Annotated in this window: 22 protein-coding genes and 3 tRNA genes; 11 read left to right on the forward strand and 14 right to left on the reverse strand. The window is 65.5% G+C overall.

The features are described 5' to 3' along the window. From tuf to ASC45_RS13500, 9 genes are all read right to left on the reverse strand, one after another. Nucleotides 1-862, reverse strand: an 862-nt coding sequence (tuf, locus tag ASC45_RS13460; RefSeq protein ID WP_055451557.1) for an elongation factor Tu, incomplete at its 3' end; no start/stop codon positions are given. Between the two features lie 49 nt (nucleotides 863-911). After that, nucleotides 912-986: transfer RNA gene (locus ASC45_RS13465), tRNA-Thr, on the reverse strand. Nucleotides 987-1,055: 69 nt separating this feature from the next. After that, nucleotides 1,056-1,129, reverse strand: a tRNA-Gly gene (locus ASC45_RS13470). Nucleotides 1,130-1,285: 156 nt separating this feature from the next. Continuing rightward, a tRNA-Tyr gene (locus ASC45_RS13475) sits at nucleotides 1,286-1,371 on the reverse strand. A gap of 54 nt (nucleotides 1,372-1,425) precedes the next feature. Further along, a complete protein-coding gene (trpC, locus tag ASC45_RS13480; protein WP_055451558.1) occupies nucleotides 1,426-2,265 on the reverse strand; it encodes an indole-3-glycerol phosphate synthase TrpC in 840 nt (279 codons plus the stop codon). Further along, nucleotides 2,262-3,305, reverse strand: a complete 1,044-nt coding sequence (gene trpD, locus ASC45_RS13485) for an anthranilate phosphoribosyltransferase (protein ID WP_055451559.1) — start codon at nucleotides 3,303-3,305, stop codon at nucleotides 2,262-2,264. Before trpD ends, trpC begins: the two co-directional genes overlap by 4 nt. After that, nucleotides 3,292-3,882: an anthranilate synthase component II gene (locus ASC45_RS13490; RefSeq protein WP_055451560.1), complete on the reverse strand. Its 591-nt coding sequence runs from the start codon at nucleotides 3,880-3,882 to the stop codon at nucleotides 3,292-3,294. Before ASC45_RS13490 ends, trpD begins: the two co-directional genes overlap by 14 nt. Nucleotides 3,883-3,923: 41 nt before the next feature. Then, entirely contained in the window at nucleotides 3,924-5,423 is a 1,500-nt protein-coding gene (trpE, locus tag ASC45_RS13495) for an anthranilate synthase component I (RefSeq protein ID WP_055451614.1), read from the reverse strand. Between the two features lie 290 nt (nucleotides 5,424-5,713). Next, entirely contained in the window at nucleotides 5,714-6,178 is a 465-nt protein-coding gene (locus ASC45_RS13500) for a PaaI family thioesterase (RefSeq protein ID WP_055451561.1), read from the reverse strand. A gap of 106 nt (nucleotides 6,179-6,284) precedes the next feature. Between ASC45_RS13500 and ASC45_RS13505 the strand changes: the two genes are divergently transcribed. Continuing rightward, a complete protein-coding gene (locus ASC45_RS13505) occupies nucleotides 6,285-6,908 on the forward strand; it encodes a chalcone isomerase family protein (protein ID WP_055451562.1) in 624 nt (207 codons plus the stop codon). A gap of 139 nt (nucleotides 6,909-7,047) precedes the next feature. Then, a complete protein-coding gene (locus ASC45_RS13510) occupies nucleotides 7,048-7,620 on the forward strand; it encodes a chalcone isomerase family protein (RefSeq protein ID WP_055451563.1) in 573 nt (190 codons plus the stop codon). Between the two features lie 62 nt (nucleotides 7,621-7,682). Here the strand turns inward: ASC45_RS13510 and gph are convergent, their stop codons facing one another. Together gph and rpe are read right to left on the reverse strand one after the other, a co-directional pair. After that, entirely contained in the window at nucleotides 7,683-8,384 is a 702-nt protein-coding gene (gene gph, locus ASC45_RS13515; RefSeq protein ID WP_055451564.1) for a phosphoglycolate phosphatase, read from the reverse strand. Continuing rightward, on the reverse strand, nucleotides 8,384-9,082 hold the full coding sequence (gene rpe / locus ASC45_RS13520; protein WP_055451565.1) for a ribulose-phosphate 3-epimerase: 699 nt from the start codon (nucleotides 9,080-9,082) through the stop codon (nucleotides 8,384-8,386). The genes gph and rpe overlap by 1 nt, the downstream gene beginning before the upstream one ends. 57 nt (nucleotides 9,083-9,139) lie before the next feature. Here rpe and apaG point away from each other — a divergent pair, with 57 nt between their 5' ends. From apaG to ASC45_RS13540, 4 genes are all read left to right on the forward strand, one after another. Beyond that, nucleotides 9,140-9,514, forward strand: a complete 375-nt coding sequence (gene apaG, locus ASC45_RS13525; protein ID WP_055451566.1) for a Co2+/Mg2+ efflux protein ApaG — start codon at nucleotides 9,140-9,142, stop codon at nucleotides 9,512-9,514. Beyond that, nucleotides 9,514-11,637: a site-specific recombinase gene (locus ASC45_RS13530; RefSeq protein ID WP_055451567.1), complete on the forward strand. Its 2,124-nt coding sequence runs from the start codon at nucleotides 9,514-9,516 to the stop codon at nucleotides 11,635-11,637. The genes apaG and ASC45_RS13530 overlap by 1 nt, the downstream gene beginning before the upstream one ends. Beyond that, nucleotides 11,634-12,875: a murein transglycosylase A gene (gene mltA, locus ASC45_RS13535; RefSeq protein WP_072243077.1), complete on the forward strand. Its 1,242-nt coding sequence runs from the start codon at nucleotides 11,634-11,636 to the stop codon at nucleotides 12,873-12,875. Before ASC45_RS13530 ends, mltA begins: the two co-directional genes overlap by 4 nt. A gap of 88 nt (nucleotides 12,876-12,963) precedes the next feature. After that, entirely contained in the window at nucleotides 12,964-13,200 is a 237-nt protein-coding gene (locus ASC45_RS13540) for an HP1242/YdcH family protein (protein ID WP_055451568.1), read from the forward strand. A 5-nt stretch (nucleotides 13,201-13,205) separates the two neighbouring features. Here the strand turns inward: ASC45_RS13540 and ASC45_RS13545 are convergent, their stop codons facing one another. Beyond that, nucleotides 13,206-14,117, reverse strand: coding sequence for a DUF808 domain-containing protein (locus ASC45_RS13545; RefSeq protein WP_055451569.1), 912 nt, complete (start codon nucleotides 14,115-14,117; stop codon nucleotides 13,206-13,208). 113 nt (nucleotides 14,118-14,230) lie between these two features. On the opposite strand from ASC45_RS13545, the gene ASC45_RS13550 reads away from it, so the two are divergent. Continuing rightward, nucleotides 14,231-14,989: a sulfite exporter TauE/SafE family protein gene (locus ASC45_RS13550; RefSeq protein WP_055451570.1), complete on the forward strand. Its 759-nt coding sequence runs from the start codon at nucleotides 14,231-14,233 to the stop codon at nucleotides 14,987-14,989. Here ASC45_RS13550 and ASC45_RS13555 read toward each other — a convergent pair. Together ASC45_RS13555 and ASC45_RS13560 are read right to left on the reverse strand one after the other, a co-directional pair. Continuing rightward, complete coding sequence (locus tag ASC45_RS13555; RefSeq protein WP_055451571.1) at nucleotides 14,986-15,771, reverse strand: GGDEF domain-containing protein; 786 nt, start codon at nucleotides 15,769-15,771, stop codon at nucleotides 14,986-14,988. The two genes, ASC45_RS13550 and ASC45_RS13555, sit on opposite strands and share 4 nt — an antisense overlap. After that, nucleotides 15,768-15,950, reverse strand: a complete 183-nt coding sequence (locus tag ASC45_RS13560) for a hypothetical protein (protein ID WP_055451572.1) — start codon at nucleotides 15,948-15,950, stop codon at nucleotides 15,768-15,770. Before ASC45_RS13560 ends, ASC45_RS13555 begins: the two co-directional genes overlap by 4 nt. Before the next feature lie 171 nt (nucleotides 15,951-16,121). Between ASC45_RS13560 and ASC45_RS13565 the strand changes: the two genes are divergently transcribed. The 4 genes from ASC45_RS13565 to ASC45_RS13580 all read left to right on the forward strand — a co-directional run bounded on the left by ASC45_RS13565 (nucleotide 16,122) and on the right by ASC45_RS13580 (nucleotide 21,052). Next, nucleotides 16,122-16,508 carry a CZB domain-containing protein gene (locus ASC45_RS13565; protein WP_055451573.1) on the forward strand — a complete coding sequence of 129 codons (387 nt, stop codon included), beginning with the start codon at nucleotides 16,122-16,124 and terminating at the stop codon, nucleotides 16,506-16,508. Nucleotides 16,509-16,557: 49 nt separating this feature from the next. Beyond that, nucleotides 16,558-17,646 carry a uroporphyrinogen decarboxylase gene (hemE, locus tag ASC45_RS13570; RefSeq protein WP_055451574.1) on the forward strand — a complete coding sequence of 363 codons (1,089 nt, stop codon included), beginning with the start codon at nucleotides 16,558-16,560 and terminating at the stop codon, nucleotides 17,644-17,646. A 372-nt stretch (nucleotides 17,647-18,018) separates the two neighbouring features. Continuing rightward, a complete protein-coding gene (locus ASC45_RS13575) occupies nucleotides 18,019-20,283 on the forward strand; it encodes a primosomal protein N' (RefSeq protein ID WP_055451575.1) in 2,265 nt (754 codons plus the stop codon). A gap of 181 nt (nucleotides 20,284-20,464) precedes the next feature. After that, the gene (locus tag ASC45_RS13580; protein ID WP_055451576.1) at nucleotides 20,465-21,052 is read left to right on the forward strand and encodes a CBS domain-containing protein; all 588 of its coding nucleotides are present in this window, start codon (nucleotides 20,465-20,467) and stop codon (nucleotides 21,050-21,052) included. Nucleotides 21,053-21,055: the final 3 nt, after the last annotated feature.

Raw genomic sequence — 21,055 nt, forward strand, 5'->3', positions numbered from 1 at the left:
CTTCACGCTTGGTGCCGCGCAGCAGAATGCCCACGTTGTCGCCGGCCTGACCTTGGTCGAGCAGCTTGCGGAACATTTCCACGCCGGTGCAGGTGGTCTTCTGGGTGGGGCGGATGCCGACGATTTCGATTTCTTCGCCCACCTTGATGATGCCGCGCTCGATACGGCCGGTCACGACGGTGCCGCGACCGGAGATGGAGAACACGTCTTCGACGGGCATGAGGAAGGCACCGTCCACGGCGCGCTCGGGCGTGGGGATGTAGCTGTCGAGGGCGTCGGCGAGGTTGAAGATGGCCTTCTCGCCAAGGTCGCCTTTGTCGCCTTCGAGGGCGAGCTTGGCCGAGCCTTTGATGATGGGGGTGTCGTCACCGGGGAAGTCGTACTTGGAGAGGAGCTCGCGCACTTCCATTTCGACGAGTTCGAGCAGCTCGGCGTCGTCGACCATGTCGCATTTGTTGAGGAAGACGACGATGTAGGGCACGCCGACCTGGCGGGCGAGCAGGATGTGCTCGCGGGTCTGGGGCATGGGGCCGTCGGCTGCGGAGACGACGAGGATGGCGCCGTCCATCTGGGCAGCGCCGGTGATCATGTTCTTGACGTAGTCGGCGTGGCCGGGGCAGTCGACGTGGGCGTAGTGACGGGTGGCGGTCTCGTATTCGACGTGCGCGGTGTTGATGGTGATGCCGCGGGCCTTCTCTTCAGGAGCGGCATCAATCTCGTCGTATTTCTTGGCCGAACCGCCAAACTTGGCCGACAGCACGGTGGTGATGGCCGCCGTCAGCGTGGTCTTGCCGTGATCCACGTGACCAATCGTGCCCACGTTGACGTGCGGCTTGGTCCGCTCAAACTTTTCCTTCGCCATGATTCAAACTCCTCAAGCCAACAATGATCGACAAAACAACGAAATCAACTGGTGCCCATGGCGGGAATCGGACCCGCGACCTCTCCCTTACCAAGGGAGTGCTCTACCACTGAGCCACATGGGCATGAACGCCAACGCGCTCAATGCAAAAAACGAAAGATCCTGAAAGACAACCGATACGCAAGACAGGAGGTGGAGCGGGAGACGGGAATCGAACCCGCGCCATTAGCTTGGAAGGCTAAGGTTCTACCATTGAACTACTCCCGCCTTGCCACGCTAACCCTGAGCTGGCGCGATCAAGGCTGCACTCCGCCTGTCAACTGCCGTTCATCTACCTCAACACCCACCAACCCTGCCATCACCGACCGCAACTCGCGACACCGAGAGAAATGGCCTTGTCGATGCTTCTCGAAACTTGGCGCCTGGTGGAGAGGGCTGGATTCGAACCAGCGTACTCGTTAGAGGGCAGATTTACAGTCTGCTGCCATTAACCACTCGGCCACCTCTCCGCAGCGAACCGCAGATTCTTAGCGATTTTTGCGGCGATGTCAAATTCCAGGGCTTTACCCCGAAGAGCCGAAGAGCGCCTGCAAGGCCAGCCCGGGATCTTCGGCGCGCATGAAGGCCTCGCCGACGAGAAAGACCTGAACGCCCGCCTCGCGCATGCGACGGACATGCTCTGGCGCCAGAATGCCGCTTTCGGTCACGACAACGCGGTCGGCCGGAATGCGAGCCAGCAGGTCGAGCGTGGTTTCGAGCCGGGTTTCGAAGGTGCGCAGGTCGCGGTTGTTGACGCCGATCAGCGGCGTGCGCAGCGCCAGCGCGTCTTCCAGTTCGGCGGCGTTGTGCACCTCGACCAGCACATCGAGACCGTAGCTGATCGCCTCGGCCTCCAGATCGACCAGTTGCGCCCTCGGCAACGCGGCGGCAATCAGCAGCACGCAATCGGCCTGCATCGCAGCGGCCTCGGCGATCTGGTAGGCATCGACCATGAAGTCCTTGCGCAGCACCGGCAGATCGCAGGCGGCACGCGCCTGCTGCAGATAGGCGGTCGCGCCCTGGAAGTAGGTCACGTCGGTCAGCACCGACAGGCAAGTGGCGCCCGCAGCCGCGTAGCTGCGTGCAATCGCGGCCGGATCGAAGTCGGCGCGCAGCACGCCGCGCGACGGACTGGCCTTCTTGACTTCGGCAATGACGGCAGGGCCGCCTGCTGCCACCTTGGCTTTCAGCGCGGCGGCAAATCCGCGCGGCGCGCTGCGGGCAGCTGCCTGCTCGCGCAGCGCCGACAGGGGCACGCGCGCTCGGGCGACGGCGACTTCCTCGGCCTTGGTCGCCAGAATGCGCTGCAGGATGTCGCCCTGAGGACGCCCCGCCGCACTCGATGACCCTCCCTTGCCGCTCATGCCGCCTCCGGCGCGCGCAGGGCGGAGGTCACGCGAACAAATTCCCGCATCTTCTCGCGGGCAGCGCCGCTGGCGATCGTCTCGCGCGCCATCTGCACGCCTTCGCTGAGGGTGGGTGCGACATTGGCGGCATAGAGCGCCACGCCGGCATTGAGCGCCACGATGTCGCGGGGCGGGCCATCCACATCGTTGAGCGCCTCGTGCATGAGTTCGATCGACTGCGCGGGCCCCTCCACCCGCAGCGCCTCCAGTGGCGCCGCCTTCAGGCCAAGGTCGCCGGGGTGAATGGCGTATTCGCTGATCTGGCCGTTCTTGAGCTCGCCAATCAGCGTCTCGCCCGACAACGACACCTCGTCGAGTCCATCGAGCCCATGGACCACCACGGCATGCTCGCTGCCCAGACGCTGCAGCACGCGCACCATGATGCCCACCAGATCGGGATGGAACACCCCAAGCAGTTGGTTGGGCGCACCGGCCGGATTGGTCAGCGGCCCGAGGATATTGAACAGGGTGCGCACCCCCAGTTCCTTGCGTACGGGCGCCGCGTGCTTCATCGCCGGATGGTGGTTCGGCGCGAACATGAAGCCGATGCCGCATTCGGCCAGACTCTGCGCCACCTGCTGCGGCGTGAGCTGAATGTTCGCACCCAGCGCTTCGAGCGCATCGGCCGAGCCGGAGGAGGAGCTCACGCTGCGCCCCCCATGCTTGGCCACCTGCGCCCCGGCTGCCGCGACGACGAACATGCTGGCGGTGGAGATGTTGAACGTGCGCGCCGAATCGCCGCCCGTGCCGACGATGTCGACCAGCCGCTTTTTGTCCTCCACCTCGACCGGCGTGGCGAACTCGCGCATCACCGTTGCGGCGGCGGTGATTTCGCCGATGGTTTCCTTCTTCACCCTCAGCCCGGTGATGAGCGCCGCCATCATCACCGGCGGCATTTCTCCGGTCATGATGCGCCGCATCAGCGCGATCATTTCGTCGTGAAAGATCTCGCGGTGTTCGATGACGCGAACCAGCGCCTCCTGATTACTGATGGTCATGGAAATGGCCCTCCTTCAGCGCCAGAAAATTCTGCAGCAATCGGTGCCCGTGCTCCGTCTCGATGGATTCGGGATGGAACTGCACCCCCTCGATGGCGAAATGGCGATGGCGCACGCCCATGATTTCTCCATCCTCGGTCTGCGCCGTGATCTCCAGCGCGGCGGGCAGGCTGGCGCGCTCGATCGCCAACGAGTGGTAGCGCACCACGGTGTAAGGGCTGGGCAGATCGGCGAACACGCCGCGGCCGTCGTGGGTGATGGGGCTGGTCTTGCCGTGCATGATGTGCTGCGCCCGCACGATCCGGCCACCGAAGGCCGCACCGATGGCCTGATGCCCCAGACACACGCCCAGAATCGGCAGCCGCCCGGCGAAATACTGCAGCACCGGCACGGAAATACCGGCCTCGCTGGGCGAGCATGGCCCGGGAGAAATGACGATGCGCTCGGGATGGAGCGCCGCGATGGCTTCGAGATCGAGCTCATCGTTGCGCACGGTGTGCACATCCTGGCCGAGCTCGCCAAAATATTGCACCAGGTTGTAGGTAAAACTGTCGTAGTTGTCGATCATCAGCAGCATGGTGGACTCCGTGGGTCTCGTGGGAGGCGGCGGGTTGCGGCTCAGCCGTCCAGCCCTTCCTGCACCTGTTCGGCCGCGCGCAGCACGGCGCGCGCCTTGGCCTCGGTTTCCCGCCATTCCATCTCGGGCACGGAGTCGGCCACGACCCCGGCTGCGGCCTGCACGTACAGCCAGTTGTCCTTGACGATGCCGGTGCGGATGGCAATGGCCAGATCCATGTCGCCAGCAAAGCTCCAGTAGCCCATCGCCCCGCCGTAGAGCCCGCGCCGCGTGGGTTCGAGTTCGTCGATGACTTCCATCGCCCGAATCTTGGGCGCGCCCGACAGCGTGCCCGCCGGAAAGGTGGCGCGCAGAACGTCCATGGCGGAATGGTCGGGCTGCAGCATGCCTTCGACATTGCTCACGATGTGCATCACGTGCGAGTAGCGCTCGATGGCAAACGCCTCGGTCACCTTGACGCTGCCGGTCTGCGCGATGCGACCCAGATCGTTGCGCGCCAGATCGATGAGCATCAGATGTTCGGCACGCTCTTTCGGATCGGCCAGCAGCTCGACCTCGTTGCGCTGATCGGCCTCCGGCGTGGCGCCACGCGGCCGCGTGCCCGCCAGAGGGCGGATGGTGACCTTGCGCCCCTCGGGCACGGCTTCTTCGCGCACCAGGATTTCGGGCGACGAGGCCGCAATCTGAAAGTCACCGAAGTTGAAGTAAATCATGTACGGCGACGGGTTCAGCGAGCGCAGCGCGCGGTAGAGCGACAGCGGCGAATCGCTGTACCGCTTGCGCAGCCTCTGCCCCACTTGCACCTGCATGAAATCGCCGGCGGCGATGTAGTCCTTCGCCCGCTCGACCGCCTTGAGGTAATCGGCCTTGTCGAACTCGCGCTCGATCGGCGTGACGCTGCTGCGCTGCATGGGCGGCGCCGAGACCGAGTAGCGCAACTGCTCGCGCAGGCTGCGCAGCCGCGAGCGCGCCTTGGTGTAGGCCTCGGGCTGGGCCGGATCGGCGTAGACGATGAGATACAGCCGCCCCGACAGATTGTCGATGACCGCCAGCTCCTCACACAGCATGAGCAGGATGTCGGGCATGCCCAGCGGATCAGGCTTGGGGTACTTGGCAGCCGAGGCCATCAGCCGAGGCTCGATGTAGCGCACGGCGTCGTAGCCGAAATAGCCCGCCAGGCCGCCACAGAAGCGCGGCATGCCCGGGGGCAGCGCCACCTTGAAACGGGCGTGGAACGCCTCGATGAAATCCAGTGGCGGCTGATCCGAGGTTTCGACCACGGCGCCGTCTCGCAGCACTTCGGTGAGGCCGTTTTTCACCCGCAGTTGCGTGCGCGCGGTCAGGCCAATGAAAGAGTAGCGGCCGAAGCGCTCACCCCCCACCACGGATTCGAGCAAAAAGGTGTTGCGTCCACCGTCGGTGCCGTGCCCCAGCTTGAGGTACAGCGAAAGCGGCGTTTCCAGATCCGCCAGCGCTTCGGAGACGAGCGCAATGCGGTTATAGCCCTGGCGGGCCAGTTCCTTGAATTCGAGTTCGGTCATGTTCATCTCGAGGGTCTGCCGCCCGACCCACGCGGGCAGCGGTCATCACGGGAGCGCAGACTGAGGCTAAGGGTCGAACCCGCGCCACAAAAGGCGCAGAACCCAGGCCGTCTTTAGTGCGCGACAGCGGGCACGATCACGCAGGACCGCCAAGGCCAGGCCCCCCGGTCTCCCGAACCCGATGCGTGTCGCCGATGGATGAACATGAAAGTGTGAGCCGTGCAGAGCAATGCGAGTGAGAAATGTAGCAAATTCTCTAAGTCCGGCCCATCACATCGCCCTGCGGCCGTTCAGGCGTCGAAATGCTCCGGCATCTGCACCGCCACAACTTCGCCGCGGGCTGTGGCCACGCCCTGTGCGGACACGGTAGTCGTCACCACGACCTTGCGGCCCTTGATTTCCTTGACAAGCCCGCGGATTTCCAGCTCGACGCCCAGCGGTGTGGGCTTGAGAAAGTCCACATGCAGCGAACCTGTGACAAAGCGGAATGGCGGCTGCGAGTCCATCTCGCGGCCTTCGGCCCGGTACATCGCCGCAGCCGCCGTGCCGGTGCTGTGGCAATCGATCAGCGAAGCGATCAGGCCGCCATAGACAAACCCCGGGACGGCGATGTGATACGGCTGGGGCGTGAACCGCGTCACCGTTTCGTCGCCATCCCAGACCGTCTTGATCTGATGGCCCTGCGCGTTGAGACGGCCGCAACCGTAGCAGTGCGCGAGCGGGTCTGGGTAGAAATCCTGAAAGGCCTTGGGCATGACATCTCCTTCTTGGCTTGGTGCAGAGCATGTTAGGGCCTGGATCCACTTGTCAAAGCGCGGCGTTTTGCGAAAAATGAACGACCGTTCGATTACAGGAGACATCATGGATCACCGCGCCAAACCCTCGCTGCGCAAACTCGCTGCGGCTGCCGCCGTGCTTGCTTCGCTGGCCGCAGGGCTCGCCACGCCGAGCGCCCAGGCACTGACTCTGCACGGGGTGGACATCCCGTCCCAGGTGGAAGTCGGCGGCAAGACGCTCACGCTCAACGGCGCGGGAACCCGCTATGTCTTCCTGTTCAAGGTCTATACCGCCGCCCTGTACCTGCCGCAGAAAAGCTCGCAGCCGCAGGCGATCTACACCATGGCCGGCCCCAAGGAACTCAAGCTCACCATGCTGCGCGACGTCAGCGGCAAGGAGCTCGGCGACAAACTCAATGAAGGGGTCAAGAACAATCTGACTCCGCAGGAATTCAACGCCTTCATTCCCAGCCTCGTGCAGCTTGGCGGCCTGTTCGCGCAGAAGAGCCAGGTCAAGACGGGTGAGACGGTCACCATTCAGGAGATTCCCGGCAAGGGCACGACGATTGCCATCGACGGCATTCCGTCGGGCGGCGTGTTTACCGAGCCGCAGTTTTTCAACTCCATGCTGAAGATCTGGCTGGGCAAAGACCCTGCCGAAGACCGGCTGAAACGAGCATTGCTGGGCAACGCCGACGACGGCAAGTGAGCCTTTCGGGCGCGCTGGCTTGCGCGCCGTCATGTTTGGTGACCACTCCAACACGACGTTTCGGTGAAAACCCGGACACCCAAGGGCCGGGTTCCTAAAATAAGATTTCGCTGATATTCGACCACCCGAGGAGTCCCCAATGAAACAAGTCTGGGCCGCGACCGCCATTGCGCTGGCCGCCACCTTCAGTGCCGCCAGTGCTCAAGCCGCCGTGAACATCGGCGGCATGCCCATCATGCAAACCGCGCCGGCCAACGGCGTTCCGCTGCTGATCAACGGCGCGGGCGTCGTGAACATGGGCGGCAAGATGGCCGCCGCGGTCTACCTGCCGCAGAACACCACGTCGGCAAGCAGCATCATGACCATGCCCGGCGCCAAGTCGATCCGCCTGACCGCCATGGCCAACATGTCGGCCGATGCGCTGGCCAAGGCGCTCGAAGCCGGTGTCAAGAAGGGGGTGTCCGCTGCGCAGTACGCCTCGTTCAAGCCCGCGATGGACGCCTTCGCCAAGCAACTCGCCAGCGTGAAGCAGATCCCCAAGGGTGAAACCGTGGAACTGCTGTTCGAGCCCTCCAACGGCATCGTGCTGATGGGCCCTGGCGCGCACATCATTCCGGGCACGGGCAACGCCGAGCTGTATCAGGCCATGCTGCGCATGCTGCCGGCCAGCGTGTTGTCGAACACCGCAATCCAGAAGCAGAACGTCAGCTGAGCGCGATCTCTAAGCCAATGAAAAAGGCGCCCTCGCAGGGCGCCTTTTTCATTGGCCTGCGCTCAGGCCGGGAGTAGATCGCCGATGCGGTCGGCAAAGGCGTCGGCGTCGGCTGTACGGATAGGCTCGCCGTGGTTGTAGCCGTAGGTGACCAGCGCCACCGGGCAGCCCGCTGCGCGTGCGGCCAGCGCGTCGTTCTGCGAATCGCCGATCATCAGCACCAGCGCGGGCGGCAGACCGAGTTGTTTGCAGGTTTCCAGCAAGGGCATGGGATCGGGCTTTTTGCGCGGGAAGGCATCGCCGCCGTTGACCAGCTCGAAATACTGCAGCAGGCCTTTGATCTGCAGCAGCTGGCGCGCCAGCCCGGTGGGCTTGTTGGTGGCGCAGGCCAGACGCAGCCCGGCGGCCTTGAGCGCGGCGACACCCTCGACGACCCCGGGAAAGGGATCGGCGAACTCGCCGTTGAGCTGGGCATATTGCTGCAGATAGGTGTCGAGCGCACGGGCGTACAAGGCCTGCGCCTGCTCGTCGGGCAGATGAATGCGCAAAACTTGCAGCACCAGATATTCCGACCCCTTGCCGATGCGGTGCTCGACCTGCTCGCGGCTGACCGCAGGCAGACCCAGCACGTCCATGGTGCGCTGCATGGCGGCGTGCAGATCACCCAGGGTGTCGATCATGGTGCCGTCGAGATCAACGATGGCGCCCTGCACGGCGTGGCCCGCCAGCATCACGCCGTCAGGCGTGGTGTTACGCGCGTCCATCAGGCGACTTGCGCGAGCTGGGCGCGCATGGCGTCGATCACGGCCTTGTAGTCGGGTTTGCCGAAAATGGCGCTGCCTGCGACGAAGGTATCCACCCCCGCGGCGGCGGCCGCGGCGATGTTGTCGGGCTTGATGCCGCCGTCGATCTCCAGCAGGATGTCGCGGCCTGACTGCGCCTTGTAGGCGTCGAGCTTGGCGCGCACCTGCCGGGCCTTGGGCAGGCTGCTCTCGATGAAACTCTGACCGCCGAAGCCCGGGTTCACGCTCATCAGCAGCACCAAATCGACCTTGTCCATGACGTAGTCGAGCACGCCCAGCGGCGTGGCGGGGTTGAAAACCAGCCCGGCCTTGGCGCCTCCGTCGCGGATCATCTGCAGCGTGCGGTCCACATGCTTGCTGGCCTCGGGGTGGAAGCTGACGATGTCGGCCCCGGCCTTGACGAACGATTGCGCGATGGCATCCACCGGTTCGACCATCAGGTGCACATCGAGCGTGATGGGGGTGCCGTCGGCCTTCTTGCAGTAGGGCTTGATGGCCTCGGCCACCAGCGGGCCGATGGTGAGGTTGGGCACGTAATGGTTGTCCATCACGTCGAAGTGGATGAAATCGGCGCCGGCGTCAATGACGTTGCGCACCTCCTCGCCCAGACGGGCAAAGTCGGCCGAGAGAATGCTGGGGGCGATGCGGTAGGTTTTCATGGCTGCGGATTCTAGGCCAACGCCGCGCAGCCCCGATAGACTTCTAGAATTGGCCGAATGTCTACTTACCAGTTCTCCGTTTCGGTCATCCCGCAGTTTCTTCCGGAGCAGTCCGACCCGGAGCAGGGGGTCTATGCCTACAGTTACACGGTGACCGTCATCAACACCGGCGGCGTGAGCGCGCAGCTCATTTCGCGCCACTGGATCATCACCGACGGCGCGGGCAAGGTGGAGGAAGTCAGAGGCCTGGGGGTGGTGGGTCAGCAGCCCCTGCTCAAACCGGGTGAGGCGTTTGAGTACACCAGCTGGTCGCAACTGAGCACGCCGATGGGCAGCATGAGGGGCAGTTATTTCTGCGTCGCCGAAGACGGGACGCGCTTCGAGGCGGTCATTCCCGAGTTTGCACTGGTGCAGCCGCGGAGCCTGCATTGATGGGTTTTGCCGCCAGGCGGGCGCGCAAGGCCGCCGCGCTCGCGGCCGAGGGACTGCGCACGCTGATTGCCGCAGCCCATTCGCAATCGCAGCCCGTAGAGCAGTGGTTCTGGGTCATCGAGGCGCTGGACTGGCTGCGCCACGGCCCACCCCCCGAAGTTCTGCGCGCTGAGTTGACGCTCGCGCCCACAGCGGCCCCGGGCGATGCCGCCTTGCCCGAGGAGATCGAGCGGCTCAACCTGCTGCTCGACGTGCTCGACGGCCAGCCCGAGCGCCGCGCGGACATCGCGGCCATTCTGGGGGGGGTGTTGCGGCACACCGACGCCACCTTGCTGCTGGCGGATTTCGGCTTCAGCCAGCGTCCCTCGTTTTTCAGCGAGTTCGGCGAGCGTTTGCGCAACAAGTGGCTGCCCCAGTCGCCCGAAACACGCGATCTGGCCGTTCTGTTCTCGCTGTTCTTCCCGCACGAGCACGATGCAGTCTGGCTGGAGGCGCTCGACACGCGCACGCTTCACCGCCTGACCGAGTTGCTGGCGACGCCCGTCGCCGTCAAGCACGCACAAGACCTGCCTGCCACCGCGGCGCTCTGGCGCACTGCGCTGCTCGACGCGCTGACCTACACCATCAGCCAGATCCGCGCCACCGGCTTCTCGCCCGACCTGCGCTCGCGCATGCAGCGCAACAACGCGCTGGACATGGATGTCGAGGCGCCCTTCAAGCATCTGGCGGCGCAGTATGAGCAGGTGAAGGCGCTGTTGACCAACGACGCATCCGCCGAGCCGAATGCATTGAGCCAGTCGCTGACCCTGTTGCGCGCCGGACTGGCCGCCTGCCGTCAGCAGGCTGATTCGGTCACCGGCCACCTTGAAGACTATGGCACCTCCGTCAGCCTGGTCTATGTGCTGCATCAGCTGCACCAGCGCATCGACCGCGCCGAGGCGCTGTTGAACTGCCTCGTGGGCGACACCCCGGCACGCGACACCGTTCATCTGTTCGCAACCCTGGTGCGCCTGAACGCGCAACGCCGCAGCCTGAGCGCGCTGTGGCGACACAACACCGCGCTGCTGGCCAGGAAAATGGCCGAGCGCCACGCCGAGTCGGGCGAGCATTACATCACCCGCGACCGCCGCGAATACCGCGCCATGCTGGGCGCGGCCATGGGCGGTGGGCTGATCATGGGGTTCACCACCTGGATCAAGATCGGCATTCTCGGGCTGCAGAGTGCACTGTTCTGGACCGGCCTGCTCGCAGGGTTGAACTACGCCGTGAGCTTCGTCATCGTGCAACTGCTGCACTGGACCATCGCCACCAAGCAACCGGCGATGACGGCGCCGGCGATGGCCGACAAGCTCGCCGAGCTGTCCAAGCCCGGCGGCGTGGAGCGCTTCGTCGACGAGGTCGCCAACCTCACCCGTTCGCAGTCGGCCGGGGTGTTCGGCAATGTGCTGATGGTCATGCCCGTGGCGCTGCTCATCGGCCTGGGCGGGCTGGCCTGGTTCGGCCCGCAGTTCCTGCCCGTACCCAAGGCGGAGCATGAGCTTGAGTCGCTGTCGCTGCTCGGGCCGACCCCGCTGTTTGCCGCGTTCACCGGGGTGCTGCTGTTTCTTTCCAGCGTGATTGCGGGCTGGGCGGAGAACGCCTTTGTCCTGCACCGGCTCGACAGCGCACTGGCCTGGAATCCGCGCATCCGCCGTCGCCTGGGGCCGCAGCGCGCCGCGCGTTGGGCCACCTGGTGGCGACGCAACATCGGAGTGATGGCAGGCAATGTGTCGCTCGGCCTGTTGCTGGGGCTGACGCCGGAGTTTTTCCACATTTTCGGCATCGATCTTCAGGTGCGCCACGTCACCCTGTCATCGGGCATGTTCGGCGCGGCCTGCGCCAGTCTGGGGCCCGCGGTGGTGAACGACCCGGCGTTCTGGTGGGCGCTGGCCGGGATAGCCGTCAACGGCGTGCTCAACGTCGGCGTGAGTTTCTATCTGGCCTACCGACTGGCCTTGCGTGCCCGAGGCATCCACGTCAAGGAGCGCCGCGCCATCTACGCCAGCATCGCGCGCCGACTGCTGCGTCGGCCGTGGACATTCATCCTGCCGCCGCGCTCAGCAGCGTCCGCAGACCCCGCATGAAAGGCGCGGCGCTGAGCGTTGTGGGACGCAGTGCGCGGGCCGCGCTGCTGTGCCTCGTGGTCGGCCTGCTGGCCTCGTGTGCCACGACGCCGACGCCCACGACCACCAGCGCGCCGACCGCGGCCATGCCCGCACCGGCCTGGCCGACCACCCCGCCGGGCACGACGACAGCCTTGACCGGTTCCGGGGTGACCTTGACGGCTGCTTCATGGAGCGACCTGCCCGGCTGGTCGCAGGATGACTTCGGCTACGTCTGGCAGGCATTCCGCCGCGACTGCTCGGCACGGCTTCCCGAGGCCCTCGCCGAGGTCTGCGCCCGGGCTGCTTCGGTGCCGCCGAACGACACGCAGGCGCAGCGGGCGTTTTTCCAGGCGCAGTTCGCACCCTGGCAGATCCAGTCAGCCGAGGGCAAGGATGCCGGGCTGATCACCGGGTATTACGAGCCGGTGCTGCACGGCTCGCTCACCCGACAATGGCCTTATGTCGTGCCGGTCTGGGGGCTGCCTGCCGACCTGGTGCCGCGCGCGCCTGGCAACGACGGCATCAGCGGCGGGCGTGTGGCCTGGGTCGATGGCCAGCAGCGCATCCTGCCCTACTGGAACCGGGCGCAGATCCAGGCCGATCCGGCGGTGCAGGCCGCGCTCGACCGCAGCGTGGTGGTCTGGCTCGACAGCGCCGTGGACGCGCTGTTTCTCCAGGTGCAGGGCTCCGGCCTGGTGCGTCTGCCCGACGGCCAGGACCTGCGGCTGAGCTATGCCGGCACCAATGGCTGGCCCTACAAGTCGGTGGGCCGGTGGCTGCTCGACACCGGGCGCGTCAAGGGCACGGTCACCATGTCGGTCATCCGCGCCTGGGCGCAGATGCACCCGGACGAAGTGCCGCAGATGCTGGCCTCCAACCCTCGCGTGGTGTTTTTCACCGCTGCGCTCGACACCGATCCGCAACGCGGGCCGGTGGGCGCGCTGGGCGTGCCGCTGACGGCCATGCGCAGCATCGCCGTGGACAAGCGATCCATCGCGCTGGGTCTGCCGGTCTGGCTGTCCACCTCGCAACCCTATGCGAACGGCACGCCACCGCAGCCGCTCAACCGTTTGGTCTTCGCCCAGGACGTGGGCTCGGCCATCACCGGCACCGTGCGGGCCGACCTGTTCACCGGCACGGGCGATGCCGCCGGTGAACTCGCCGGACGCATGCAGTGGCCCGGCCGGATGTGGGTCTTGCTGCCCGTCATCCCCTGAATACGTCGCGAACTTGCGCGTGGCGGTGGCAGCCCGGACTGAATCGCTTTATGGTTTGGGTTTGATCCTCACTTTGGGAGCCTTGTCCATGACCCTCGACCCACACGATCTCGCCCATGAATTCCCTGCCCTCGCCGACAAGATCCACAGCCTGAAGACCAGCAACGCCCACTTCCACAAACTGGCCGAGCGGTATGAAGAGATCAACAAGGAAACCGTGCAGATCGAAGAAGGCGTGCGCGTCGCAGACGGCGCCTATCTCGAAACCCTAAAAAAGGAGCGGCTGCTGCTCAAGGACCAGATCGCCGCCATGCTCGCGGGGTAAAAACGTCAGGACACCGCCGCGCGCAGTTTCTGCACCCCCGTCCAGACGAGCACGGCGGCGATGCCCGCGATGATGCCGGTGGCGGCGTCGAACAGCAGCGGTGTCAGCCAACCCCAGCCTGCACCGACGCGATATGCCAGACTCTCGCTGGCGTGATGCAGCCAGGGCCAGCCGTGGGCGATGATGCCGCCGCCCACCAAAAACATGGCCGCGGTGCCGACCACGCTCAAGCCCTTCATCAGCCAGGGCGCTGCGGCCAGGATGCCCCGGCCAAGCCGCTGCGCCGCGGCGGAGGTCTGACGGCTCAGGTAGAGCCCGGCATCGTCGAGCTTGACGATGCCGGCCACCAGACCATAAACCCCAACGGTCATCAGCAGCGAAATGCCCACGAGCACCGCCACCTGCGTGGCGAAGCTCGCCTGGGCCACGGCCCCCAGGGTGATGGCGATGATCTCGGCCGACAGCACGAAATCCGTTCGCACCGCGCCCTTGACCTTGTCGCGCTCCAGCGCCAGCAGATCCACCTCGGTGTGTATGAGCGCTTCGGTCAGCTTTTCGTGATGCGCCGCATCCTCCGCGTCGTGGTGAAAGAACTTGTGCGCCAGCTTTTCGGCACCCTCGAAGCACAGGTAAAGACCGCCCACCATCAACAGCGGTGTGATGGCCCAGGGCGCAAACGCGCTGATGGCCAGGGCCAGCGGCACGAGAATGGATTTGTTGATCAACGAGCCCTTGGCCACGGCCAGCACGACCGGAATCTCGCGGTTGCTCTGCACGCCGGTGACCTGCTGGGCGTTGAGCGCCAGATCATCGCCCAGCACGCCCGCGGTCTTTTTCGCCGACAGCTTGGTGAGCACGGCGATGTCGTCCAGCACCGTGGTGATGTCGTCGAGAAGGGCGAGCAGACTGGTGGCCATGATCGGGCGAAATGTGTTACTGAAGGAAAGCGGCATTGGACTACAAACAGCGCGACAGGCGCCGGGCAAACCAACCGCTGTGCGTATGCTTGTGCTTTTTGTGTGACAGTCTCATGCCTTTCGATGGTTTCACCCTGGCGCTGGTCGCGCTGGCCGCTTTCCTGGGCGCTGCGCTGAACGCCGCAGCCGGAGGCGGTAGCTTCCTCACCCTTCCCGCGCTGATCTACGCCGGCGTTCCGCCCGTGGCCGCCAACGCCACCGGCACCACCGCCCTGCTGCCGGGCTATGTCGCCAGCACCTGGGGCTTCCGCGAGGATCTGGGGCCGCCGCGAGCCGTCGGCATGACCGCGCTGCTGGCCACCTGTCTGGTGGGCGGCGGCCTGGGCGCGGGGTTGCTCATCACCACCAGCAATCAGGCGTTTCGGGCGCTGGTGCCTTGGTTGCTGCTGTTCGCCACGGCCTTGTTCGCCTTCGGGCCGACCCTGCTGCGTTGGATCGGTCGCCACCCCGAGCAGCACGCCTCGCGAGCTCAGGCGCTGCTCGGTCTGTTCGTGGTGAGCGTGTATGGCGGCTATTTCAACGGCGGGCTCGGCGTGCTCTTGCTGGCATTGCTGACCCTGATTGGCGAAACCCACCTCAACCGGATGAATGCGCTGAAAAATGCCGTCTCCGCCGTGCTCACCCTGTTCGCCGTGGGTATTTACGCTGCAGCGGGCACGGTGCAGTGGCGCTGGGTTGCGGTGATGCTGCCCGCCGTGCTGCTCGGCGGCTATGTGGGCGCGCGCGCCGCGCGGCGCATTCCCCGCGACGTGATGCGCTGGGGCATCGTCATCATCGGCCTGGTGATGAGCGCGCTGTTTTTTCGCAATTAACCCGCTGCGCAGCAGCCCACTTCGATACGGTTCTTGCCATTGCGCTTGGCGGCGTAAAGCGCCTGATCGGCCAGACGCAAGACCCGATCGAGGTGGGTCATGCCCTGGTGGAACAACGCTAGGCCGATGCTGATGGTCACCGGCTGCGGCCCCTGGGACATGACCACTGGTCGCGCCTGCGCTGCGTGCAGGAAACGCTCGGCGCACTGCTGCGCCTTCTCCAGATCGGCGTCGCGAATCAGCAGGGCGAATTCTTCGCCGCCGATGCGGGCGAACACATCGGAGGCGCGTAGTTGCTCGCGACATTGCGCCACCAGGTGCCGCAAGACTTCGTCGCCGCCCAGATGGCCGTGACGATCGTTGATGGCCTTGAAATTGTCCACATCGATGATGGCCACGGCGAAACTGGCGCCCGTGGCTTCGGCCTGCTGGATCTGCTGCTGCAACGCCTGCATGAAATAGCGCCGGTTATGCAGTCCGGTCAGGGGGTCGTGGTGCACGGCGTGATCGAGTTCGGCGCGGGCACGTTCGAGCTGCAGAACCAGCCGCAGCGTGAGATAGGTCATCACAGGTGCGATCAGCGACGGCGTGGCGATGGTGATGACCCAGGCGGGAAGCCCCATGGTGCCGTCGAACACGAGATAGGTCAGGCCCGCCGCGATCACAATGGATACCGCGACCGACCCCAACGTGATCAGCAGCACCACGGCAGGCAGCCCCCACCTCAGCAGGAGCGCCTTGAGCAGCCCCAGGGAGGGTTGGTCTGCCCTGGGGGCAGTCACTTCCCGCCGTCCTTCACGATGAGATAGACGCCCAAGGCCGCCATTCCCATCCAAAGCGCCATGGCTCCAGTACCCAGCCATTGCGCGACTTGATCGATGAACAGCAGAAACACGGCGGCCAGCGCCAGTACGGCATTGCCCAGCCAGAAGAGACGCCCATGCTTGGGTTGTTGTTGCACTGTGTTCCTCCTGTCCCCGCCAAGGTGTGATGGCGCCAATCGTAGAGCCTTCATGCCCGCATGATCCATCCAGCGCTTGTCTTGCTGCATTGTAGAGACGCCTTTACATTGTTAATCTGAACCCTATTCGGTGAAATGCTCGGTTTCCGAACCGACACCCAGGGAGGGCGTATGGAACTCAACTTCTTCTCGGCAACCAACGCGCACAAGGCCTGGAAGAAACGGCTGCACGATTGCGTCAGCGGCTCGTGCAACACGCTCGACCCCGCCGTGATCGCCTTGGACAACCGCTGTGACCTGGGCAAGTGGCTCTATGCGATTCGCGACCAGCGCCCGGCGCTGAGCGCCGACACGCAACGTCTTTTCACCCGCTTGCTCGAAGAACATGCGGCGTTTCACCGGGTGGCGGCCGGCGTGGTCGAGCAGGCGATGGCCGATCAGCAGAAGGAAGCCCTGCAGCAACTGCAGGCCGGGGGCGAATATGCCCGCATCTCCAATCAGGTCATCGGCACACTCGGCGAGCTCTATCTCAAACGCCGCGAATTCGGCATGGATTGATCCATGCCAAGGCGCTGAGAGTCAGAGGGCGGTCTGCGACAATACCGGCATGACCGCCCCTCTCGCCAACGACACCTTCCTGCGCGCCCTGCGCCGCCAGCCCACCGACTACACCCCGCTCTGGCTTATGCGCCAGGCCGGGCGCTATCTCCCCGAGTACAACGCCACCCGCGCGCGCGCCGGGAGTTTTCTCGGCCTGGCGCAAAACCCCGACTTCGCCACCGAGGTGACGCTGCAGCCGCTGGACCGCTACGCGCTGGACGCGGCCATTCTGTTCTCCGACATCCTCACCGTGCCGGATGCGATGGGGCTGGGCCTGCGCTTTGCGGCGGGGGAAGGCCCGAAGTTCGACCGCCCGCTGCGCACCGAGACCGATGTCGCCGCGCTGGCCGTGCCCGACATGGACAAGCTGCGCTATGTGTTCGATGCAGTGGCGCAAATTCGTCGCGCCCTGGTGCAGAACGGCACCCAGCGCGTGCCGCTCATCGGCTTTTCCGGCAGCCCGTGGACGCTGGCCTGCTACATGGTCGAAGGCGGTGGCAGCGACGACTACCGCACCGTCAAGACGATGCTCTATGCCCGCCCCGATCTGATGCACCGCATTCTTTCGGTGAACGCCGAAGCGGTGGCGCAATACTTGGCGGCGCAGATCGACGCCGGCGCCCAGGCGGTGATGATTTTCGACTCGTGGGGCGGCGTGCTGGCCGATGGCGCCTTCCAGGCCTTCTCACTGGCGTACAGCCAGCGGGTGATTGCGGCGCTCAAGGCCCATGCCGACGCGGCCGACGTGCCGGTCATTCTGTTCACCAAGGGCGGCGGCCAGTGGCTCGAAGCCATGGCCGACACCGGAGCCGACGCCCTGGGGCTGGACTGGACCACCGATCTGGGCCGCGCCCGCGCCCGTGTCGGGCACAAAGTGGCGCTGCAGGGCAACCTCGATCCTACGGTGCTGTTCGCCCCGCCCGAAGCGATCGCCACCGAGGCCCGCCGACTGCTCGACTGCTTCGGCCCGGTCGAGGCTGGCGCGGGGCATGTGTTCAACCTGGGGCATGGCATTTCGCAGTTCACGCCACCCGAGCATGTCTCGGCTCTGGTCGAGGCCGTGCACAGCCATAGCCGCCAGTTGCATCGCCGTTGAGATCGGCTTGCTGCCAGCATCGTCCGAACTTCGCGTGACGGGCTCTTGCCCCAGCCGAGAAGCAAAAATCGGCGCTTTGTCAAGGGCCTCGAATCAGCTTATGCACATTCTTGGTTCCTTTGCAGCGCAGCAAGTTGATCACAGACTTGACTTGAAATTACATCACTCAAGTTATTGATTTTCGCTAAAGTTTTCGATATTTCACAATTTGGCAAATTGTTCTGCACAGGCTTATCCACAGCTTGAACGCCGACCCGCACAGGATTGATGCACAGAGTTATCCACATCCTGCTCCACGCTTCCATTTGCCCTGCATTCACGCCGACTTAGCGCCGATTTCGTCCTCCGATTTTCATCACCCGCGCTCAACTCATGTGCTTTGTCCATCAGGTTGCCGTTGACGCGCCGGGCCTTCAGTTGCTCGATTACAGCGCCGAGACACCCCTCGCCCCGGGCACGCTGGTTCGGGTGCCGCTGGGTCGGCAGACGGTCAGCGGCGTGGTGATGGCGTGCACCGCGATGGACGATTCCCCGCGCGCCATCGCGCTGCGACCCATCGAGGCGGCGTTCGACACCCTGCCCCCGCTCGACGCGGCCTGGCGCGAGCTGCTGCAATTTGTCGCACGCTACTACCAGCGCGCCGTGGGCGAGGTCATCGGCGCGGCGCTGCCAGCGCAGTTGCGCAACCGCAAGCCCGCCGATCTCGCGACGACGACGCCCCAGGATCTCGTTTACCGCTGCACCGAGGCTGGCCTTGAAGAGCTAGGCGCCAGCCTCGCCAGGCGCAGCGTGGCGCTCTGGAGGCTGGCTCGGGCGTTGGGCGTGCCCGGCCCGGAGGCTGCCGACGCGCCGCCCGACCCGGCGGATTCCGCCCCCCTCGCCCTGAGTGAGGCGCGCAGCCTGCATCCTCAGGCACGACAGGTCTTGGCCGAGTGGGCGCAGGCCGGTTGGGTGGAACTCGTCGATACCGCGCCCTCGGCCGCGTCGATGCCCGCACCCGACCTTCATCCCGAGCAGGCGCAGGCGCTGCAGGCCATTGCCGCCAGCGACGGGTTTGCGCCCTTCCTGCTGTTCGGGGTGACGGGCAGCGGCAAGACCGAGGTCTATCTGCAGGCTGCATCGCAGGTGCTGCAGCGCAAGCCCGGCGCGCAGGTACTGGTTCTCACACCAGAAATCAACCTCACGCCGCAACTGGTCCGCCGTTTCGAGCAGCGCTTCGGCGCGGCGCATCTGGCGGTGTTGCACAGCGGACTGTCGGAGGGCCAGCGGCTGCGCCACTGGTTGGCGGCGCACACCGGGCGGGCGCGCATCGTGCTCGGCACCCGACTGGCGGTGCTGGCGTCGATGCCGTCGCTGCGGCTGATCGTGGTCGATGAGGAACACGACACCTCATACAAGCAGCAGGAAGGCGCCCGCTACTCGGCGCGCGACCTGGCCTTGTGGCGAGGGCGGCAGCTCGGCATCGCGGTGGTGCTCGGTTCGGCCACACCTTCGCTGGAGAGCTGGCGCGCGGCGCAGACCGGGCGCTACACGCTGTTGACCCTGACCCAGCGCGCCAGCGGCGTGCTGCCCAGGGTGCGCCTGGCCGATACTCGGCGCGACCCGACCCTGCGCGCGAGCGGCGCCCTGATCGGCCAGACGCTCGACGCCGCGCTGCGCCAGCGGCTCGAACGCGGCGAACAAAGCCTGCTGTTCCTCAACCGCCGCGGCTACGCCCCGGTGCTGAGCTGCCCCGACTGCGGATGGATGTCGGACTGCCCGCATTGCGATGCCCACCTCGTGTTTCACCGCACCGACCGCACTCTGCGCTGCCACCACTGCGGCTTCCAGGCCGCCGTGCCCCGCGCCTGTCCGGGCTGCGGCAGTCTCGATCTGCAGCCCGTGGGCAAGGGCACGCAGCGGGTCGAGGAGGCGCTGGCGGAAAAATACCCCCAGGCCCGCATCGCCCGCATCGACGCCGACAGCACTCGCCGCAAGGGCGCGGCGGCAAGCCGTTTCGACAGCGTGCACGCCGGCGAGGTGGACATTCTGGTGGGCACGCAGATGGTGACCAAGGGCCACGACTTTCAGCGGGTCACGCTGGTGGCCGCGCTCAATCCCGACGCGGGCTTGTTCACCCACGATCCGCGCGGTCCCGAGCGCCTCTTCGCACAGCTCATGCAGGCCGCCGGGCGCGCGGGGCGAGCGGTGTCGGATCAGGATGGGTCCGAGGCATCGGCGCCGGAGATGCTGGTGCAGACGGGCCACCCCGAGCACCCGCTGTACCGGGCGCTGGTCGCGCACGACTATCCCGGCTTCGCCCAGGCCGAGTTGATCGAACGCGAGCGCGGAGGCATGCCGCCGTTCACCTTCCAGGCGCTGCTGCGCGCCGAGCACCGCAGCTTCGATGCCGTGGTCGAATTTCTCGCCGCGGCACAACAACTGGCCGTGCCCCTGGCGCAGCCCCTAGGCGTGACGCTTTACCCCCCGATTCCCGCCGCGCTGGCGCGCGTGGCCGATGTTCACCGCATGCAGATGCTGCTCGAAAGCCAGCATCGCGGTGCCTTGCAGCGCATGCTGACTTCATGGCGCGGCGCCCTCGCCGCCCAACGCTCGCGGGTGCGCTGGGCCGTGGATGTGGACCCGCTCGATTTCTGACCGCACGCTGCGGTGAGTCTTACCGCGAAGCGAGACCCAAGCGAAGGCCAAAGCGTCGTCGCAACACGGTCGGCAACGACATTTCGATACAACAGGGCAGCGCAGCACGGACTAAATTGAGAGCATCGAAAGACGTATTGCACCGCAGCAATCGCCTCACTTTTTTCGGGAGAGCCTCCTCATGTCCACACAACGCCATCTGCATCATCATCCCCTTCCGGCGGGCACGCCGGTGATCGAGTTCGACCACGGCCGTCCGGGCAGCGTCACCCCGGATTCCCCGGCCACCGATGTGATGACCGATCTGCGTCATACCCCCGCCTTCACCATCGATCCCGACGCCACGGCCAACAACGCGCTGCAGAAAATGATGCACGCCGGGGTGCGACTGCTGCTGGTCACCAACGCCTCGCGCCATGTCGTCGGCCTGATCACGGCGCGCGATCTGATGGGCGAAAAGCCCGTACGCGCTGCCACTGAGAACCAGATTCCGAGCGACGCGGTCACTGTGGCGCAGTGCATGGTGCCGCAGCAGCACATCGAAGTGCTCGACTACGCCGAGGTGCTGCGCTCCACCGTGGCCGAAATCGTGCTCACCCTGCGTCATTCCGGCCGCCAGCACGCGCTGGTGCTCGAAACCGACGGCAAACCCGTGGTGCGGGGCATCTTCTCGGCAGTGCGCGTGGGTCGGCAACTTGGCGTGGAGCTGCACGCCAGCGGCCAGATGCAGAGCTTTGCCGAATTGGAACAGGCGATCGCGGCGCTCTGATCG

The sequence above is a fragment of the Thiomonas bhubaneswarensis genome, assembly GCF_001418255.1.
Lineage (GTDB): Bacteria > Pseudomonadota > Gammaproteobacteria > Burkholderiales > Burkholderiaceae_C > Thiomonas > Thiomonas bhubaneswarensis.

Bases quoted from the DNA above. Each gene is read 5' to 3' on its own strand.
- trpC (WP_055451558.1), bottom strand. From the start codon at position 2,265: ATGAGCGGCAAGGGAGGGTCATCGAGTGCGGCGGGGCGTCCTCAGGGC.
- trpD (WP_055451559.1), bottom strand. From the start codon at position 3,305: ATGACCATCAGTAATCAGGAGGCGCTGGTTCGCGTCATCGAACACCGC.
- ASC45_RS13490 (WP_055451560.1), bottom strand. From the start codon at position 3,882: ATGCTGCTGATGATCGACAACTACGACAGTTTTACCTACAACCTGGTG.
- trpE (WP_055451614.1), bottom strand. From the start codon at position 5,423: ATGACCGAACTCGAATTCAAGGAACTGGCCCGCCAGGGCTATAACCGC.
- ASC45_RS13500 (WP_055451561.1), bottom strand. From the start codon at position 6,178: ATGCCCAAGGCCTTTCAGGATTTCTACCCAGACCCGCTCGCGCACTGC.
- ASC45_RS13505 (WP_055451562.1), top strand. From the start codon at position 6,285: ATGGATCACCGCGCCAAACCCTCGCTGCGCAAACTCGCTGCGGCTGCC.
- ASC45_RS13510 (WP_055451563.1), top strand. From the start codon at position 7,048: ATGAAACAAGTCTGGGCCGCGACCGCCATTGCGCTGGCCGCCACCTTC.
- gph (WP_055451564.1), bottom strand. From the start codon at position 8,384: ATGGACGCGCGTAACACCACGCCTGACGGCGTGATGCTGGCGGGCCAC.
- rpe (WP_055451565.1), bottom strand. From the start codon at position 9,082: ATGAAAACCTACCGCATCGCCCCCAGCATTCTCTCGGCCGACTTTGCC.
- apaG (WP_055451566.1), top strand. From the start codon at position 9,140: ATGTCTACTTACCAGTTCTCCGTTTCGGTCATCCCGCAGTTTCTTCCG.
- ASC45_RS13530 (WP_055451567.1), top strand. From the start codon at position 9,514: ATGGGTTTTGCCGCCAGGCGGGCGCGCAAGGCCGCCGCGCTCGCGGCC.
- mltA (WP_072243077.1), top strand. From the start codon at position 11,634: ATGAAAGGCGCGGCGCTGAGCGTTGTGGGACGCAGTGCGCGGGCCGCG.
- ASC45_RS13540 (WP_055451568.1), top strand. From the start codon at position 12,964: ATGACCCTCGACCCACACGATCTCGCCCATGAATTCCCTGCCCTCGCC.
- ASC45_RS13545 (WP_055451569.1), bottom strand. From the start codon at position 14,117: ATGGCCACCAGTCTGCTCGCCCTTCTCGACGACATCACCACGGTGCTG.
- ASC45_RS13550 (WP_055451570.1), top strand. From the start codon at position 14,231: ATGCCTTTCGATGGTTTCACCCTGGCGCTGGTCGCGCTGGCCGCTTTC.
- ASC45_RS13565 (WP_055451573.1), top strand. From the start codon at position 16,122: ATGGAACTCAACTTCTTCTCGGCAACCAACGCGCACAAGGCCTGGAAG.
- hemE (WP_055451574.1), top strand. From the start codon at position 16,558: ATGACCGCCCCTCTCGCCAACGACACCTTCCTGCGCGCCCTGCGCCGC.
- ASC45_RS13575 (WP_055451575.1), top strand. From the start codon at position 18,019: ATGTGCTTTGTCCATCAGGTTGCCGTTGACGCGCCGGGCCTTCAGTTG.
- ASC45_RS13580 (WP_055451576.1), top strand. From the start codon at position 20,465: ATGTCCACACAACGCCATCTGCATCATCATCCCCTTCCGGCGGGCACG.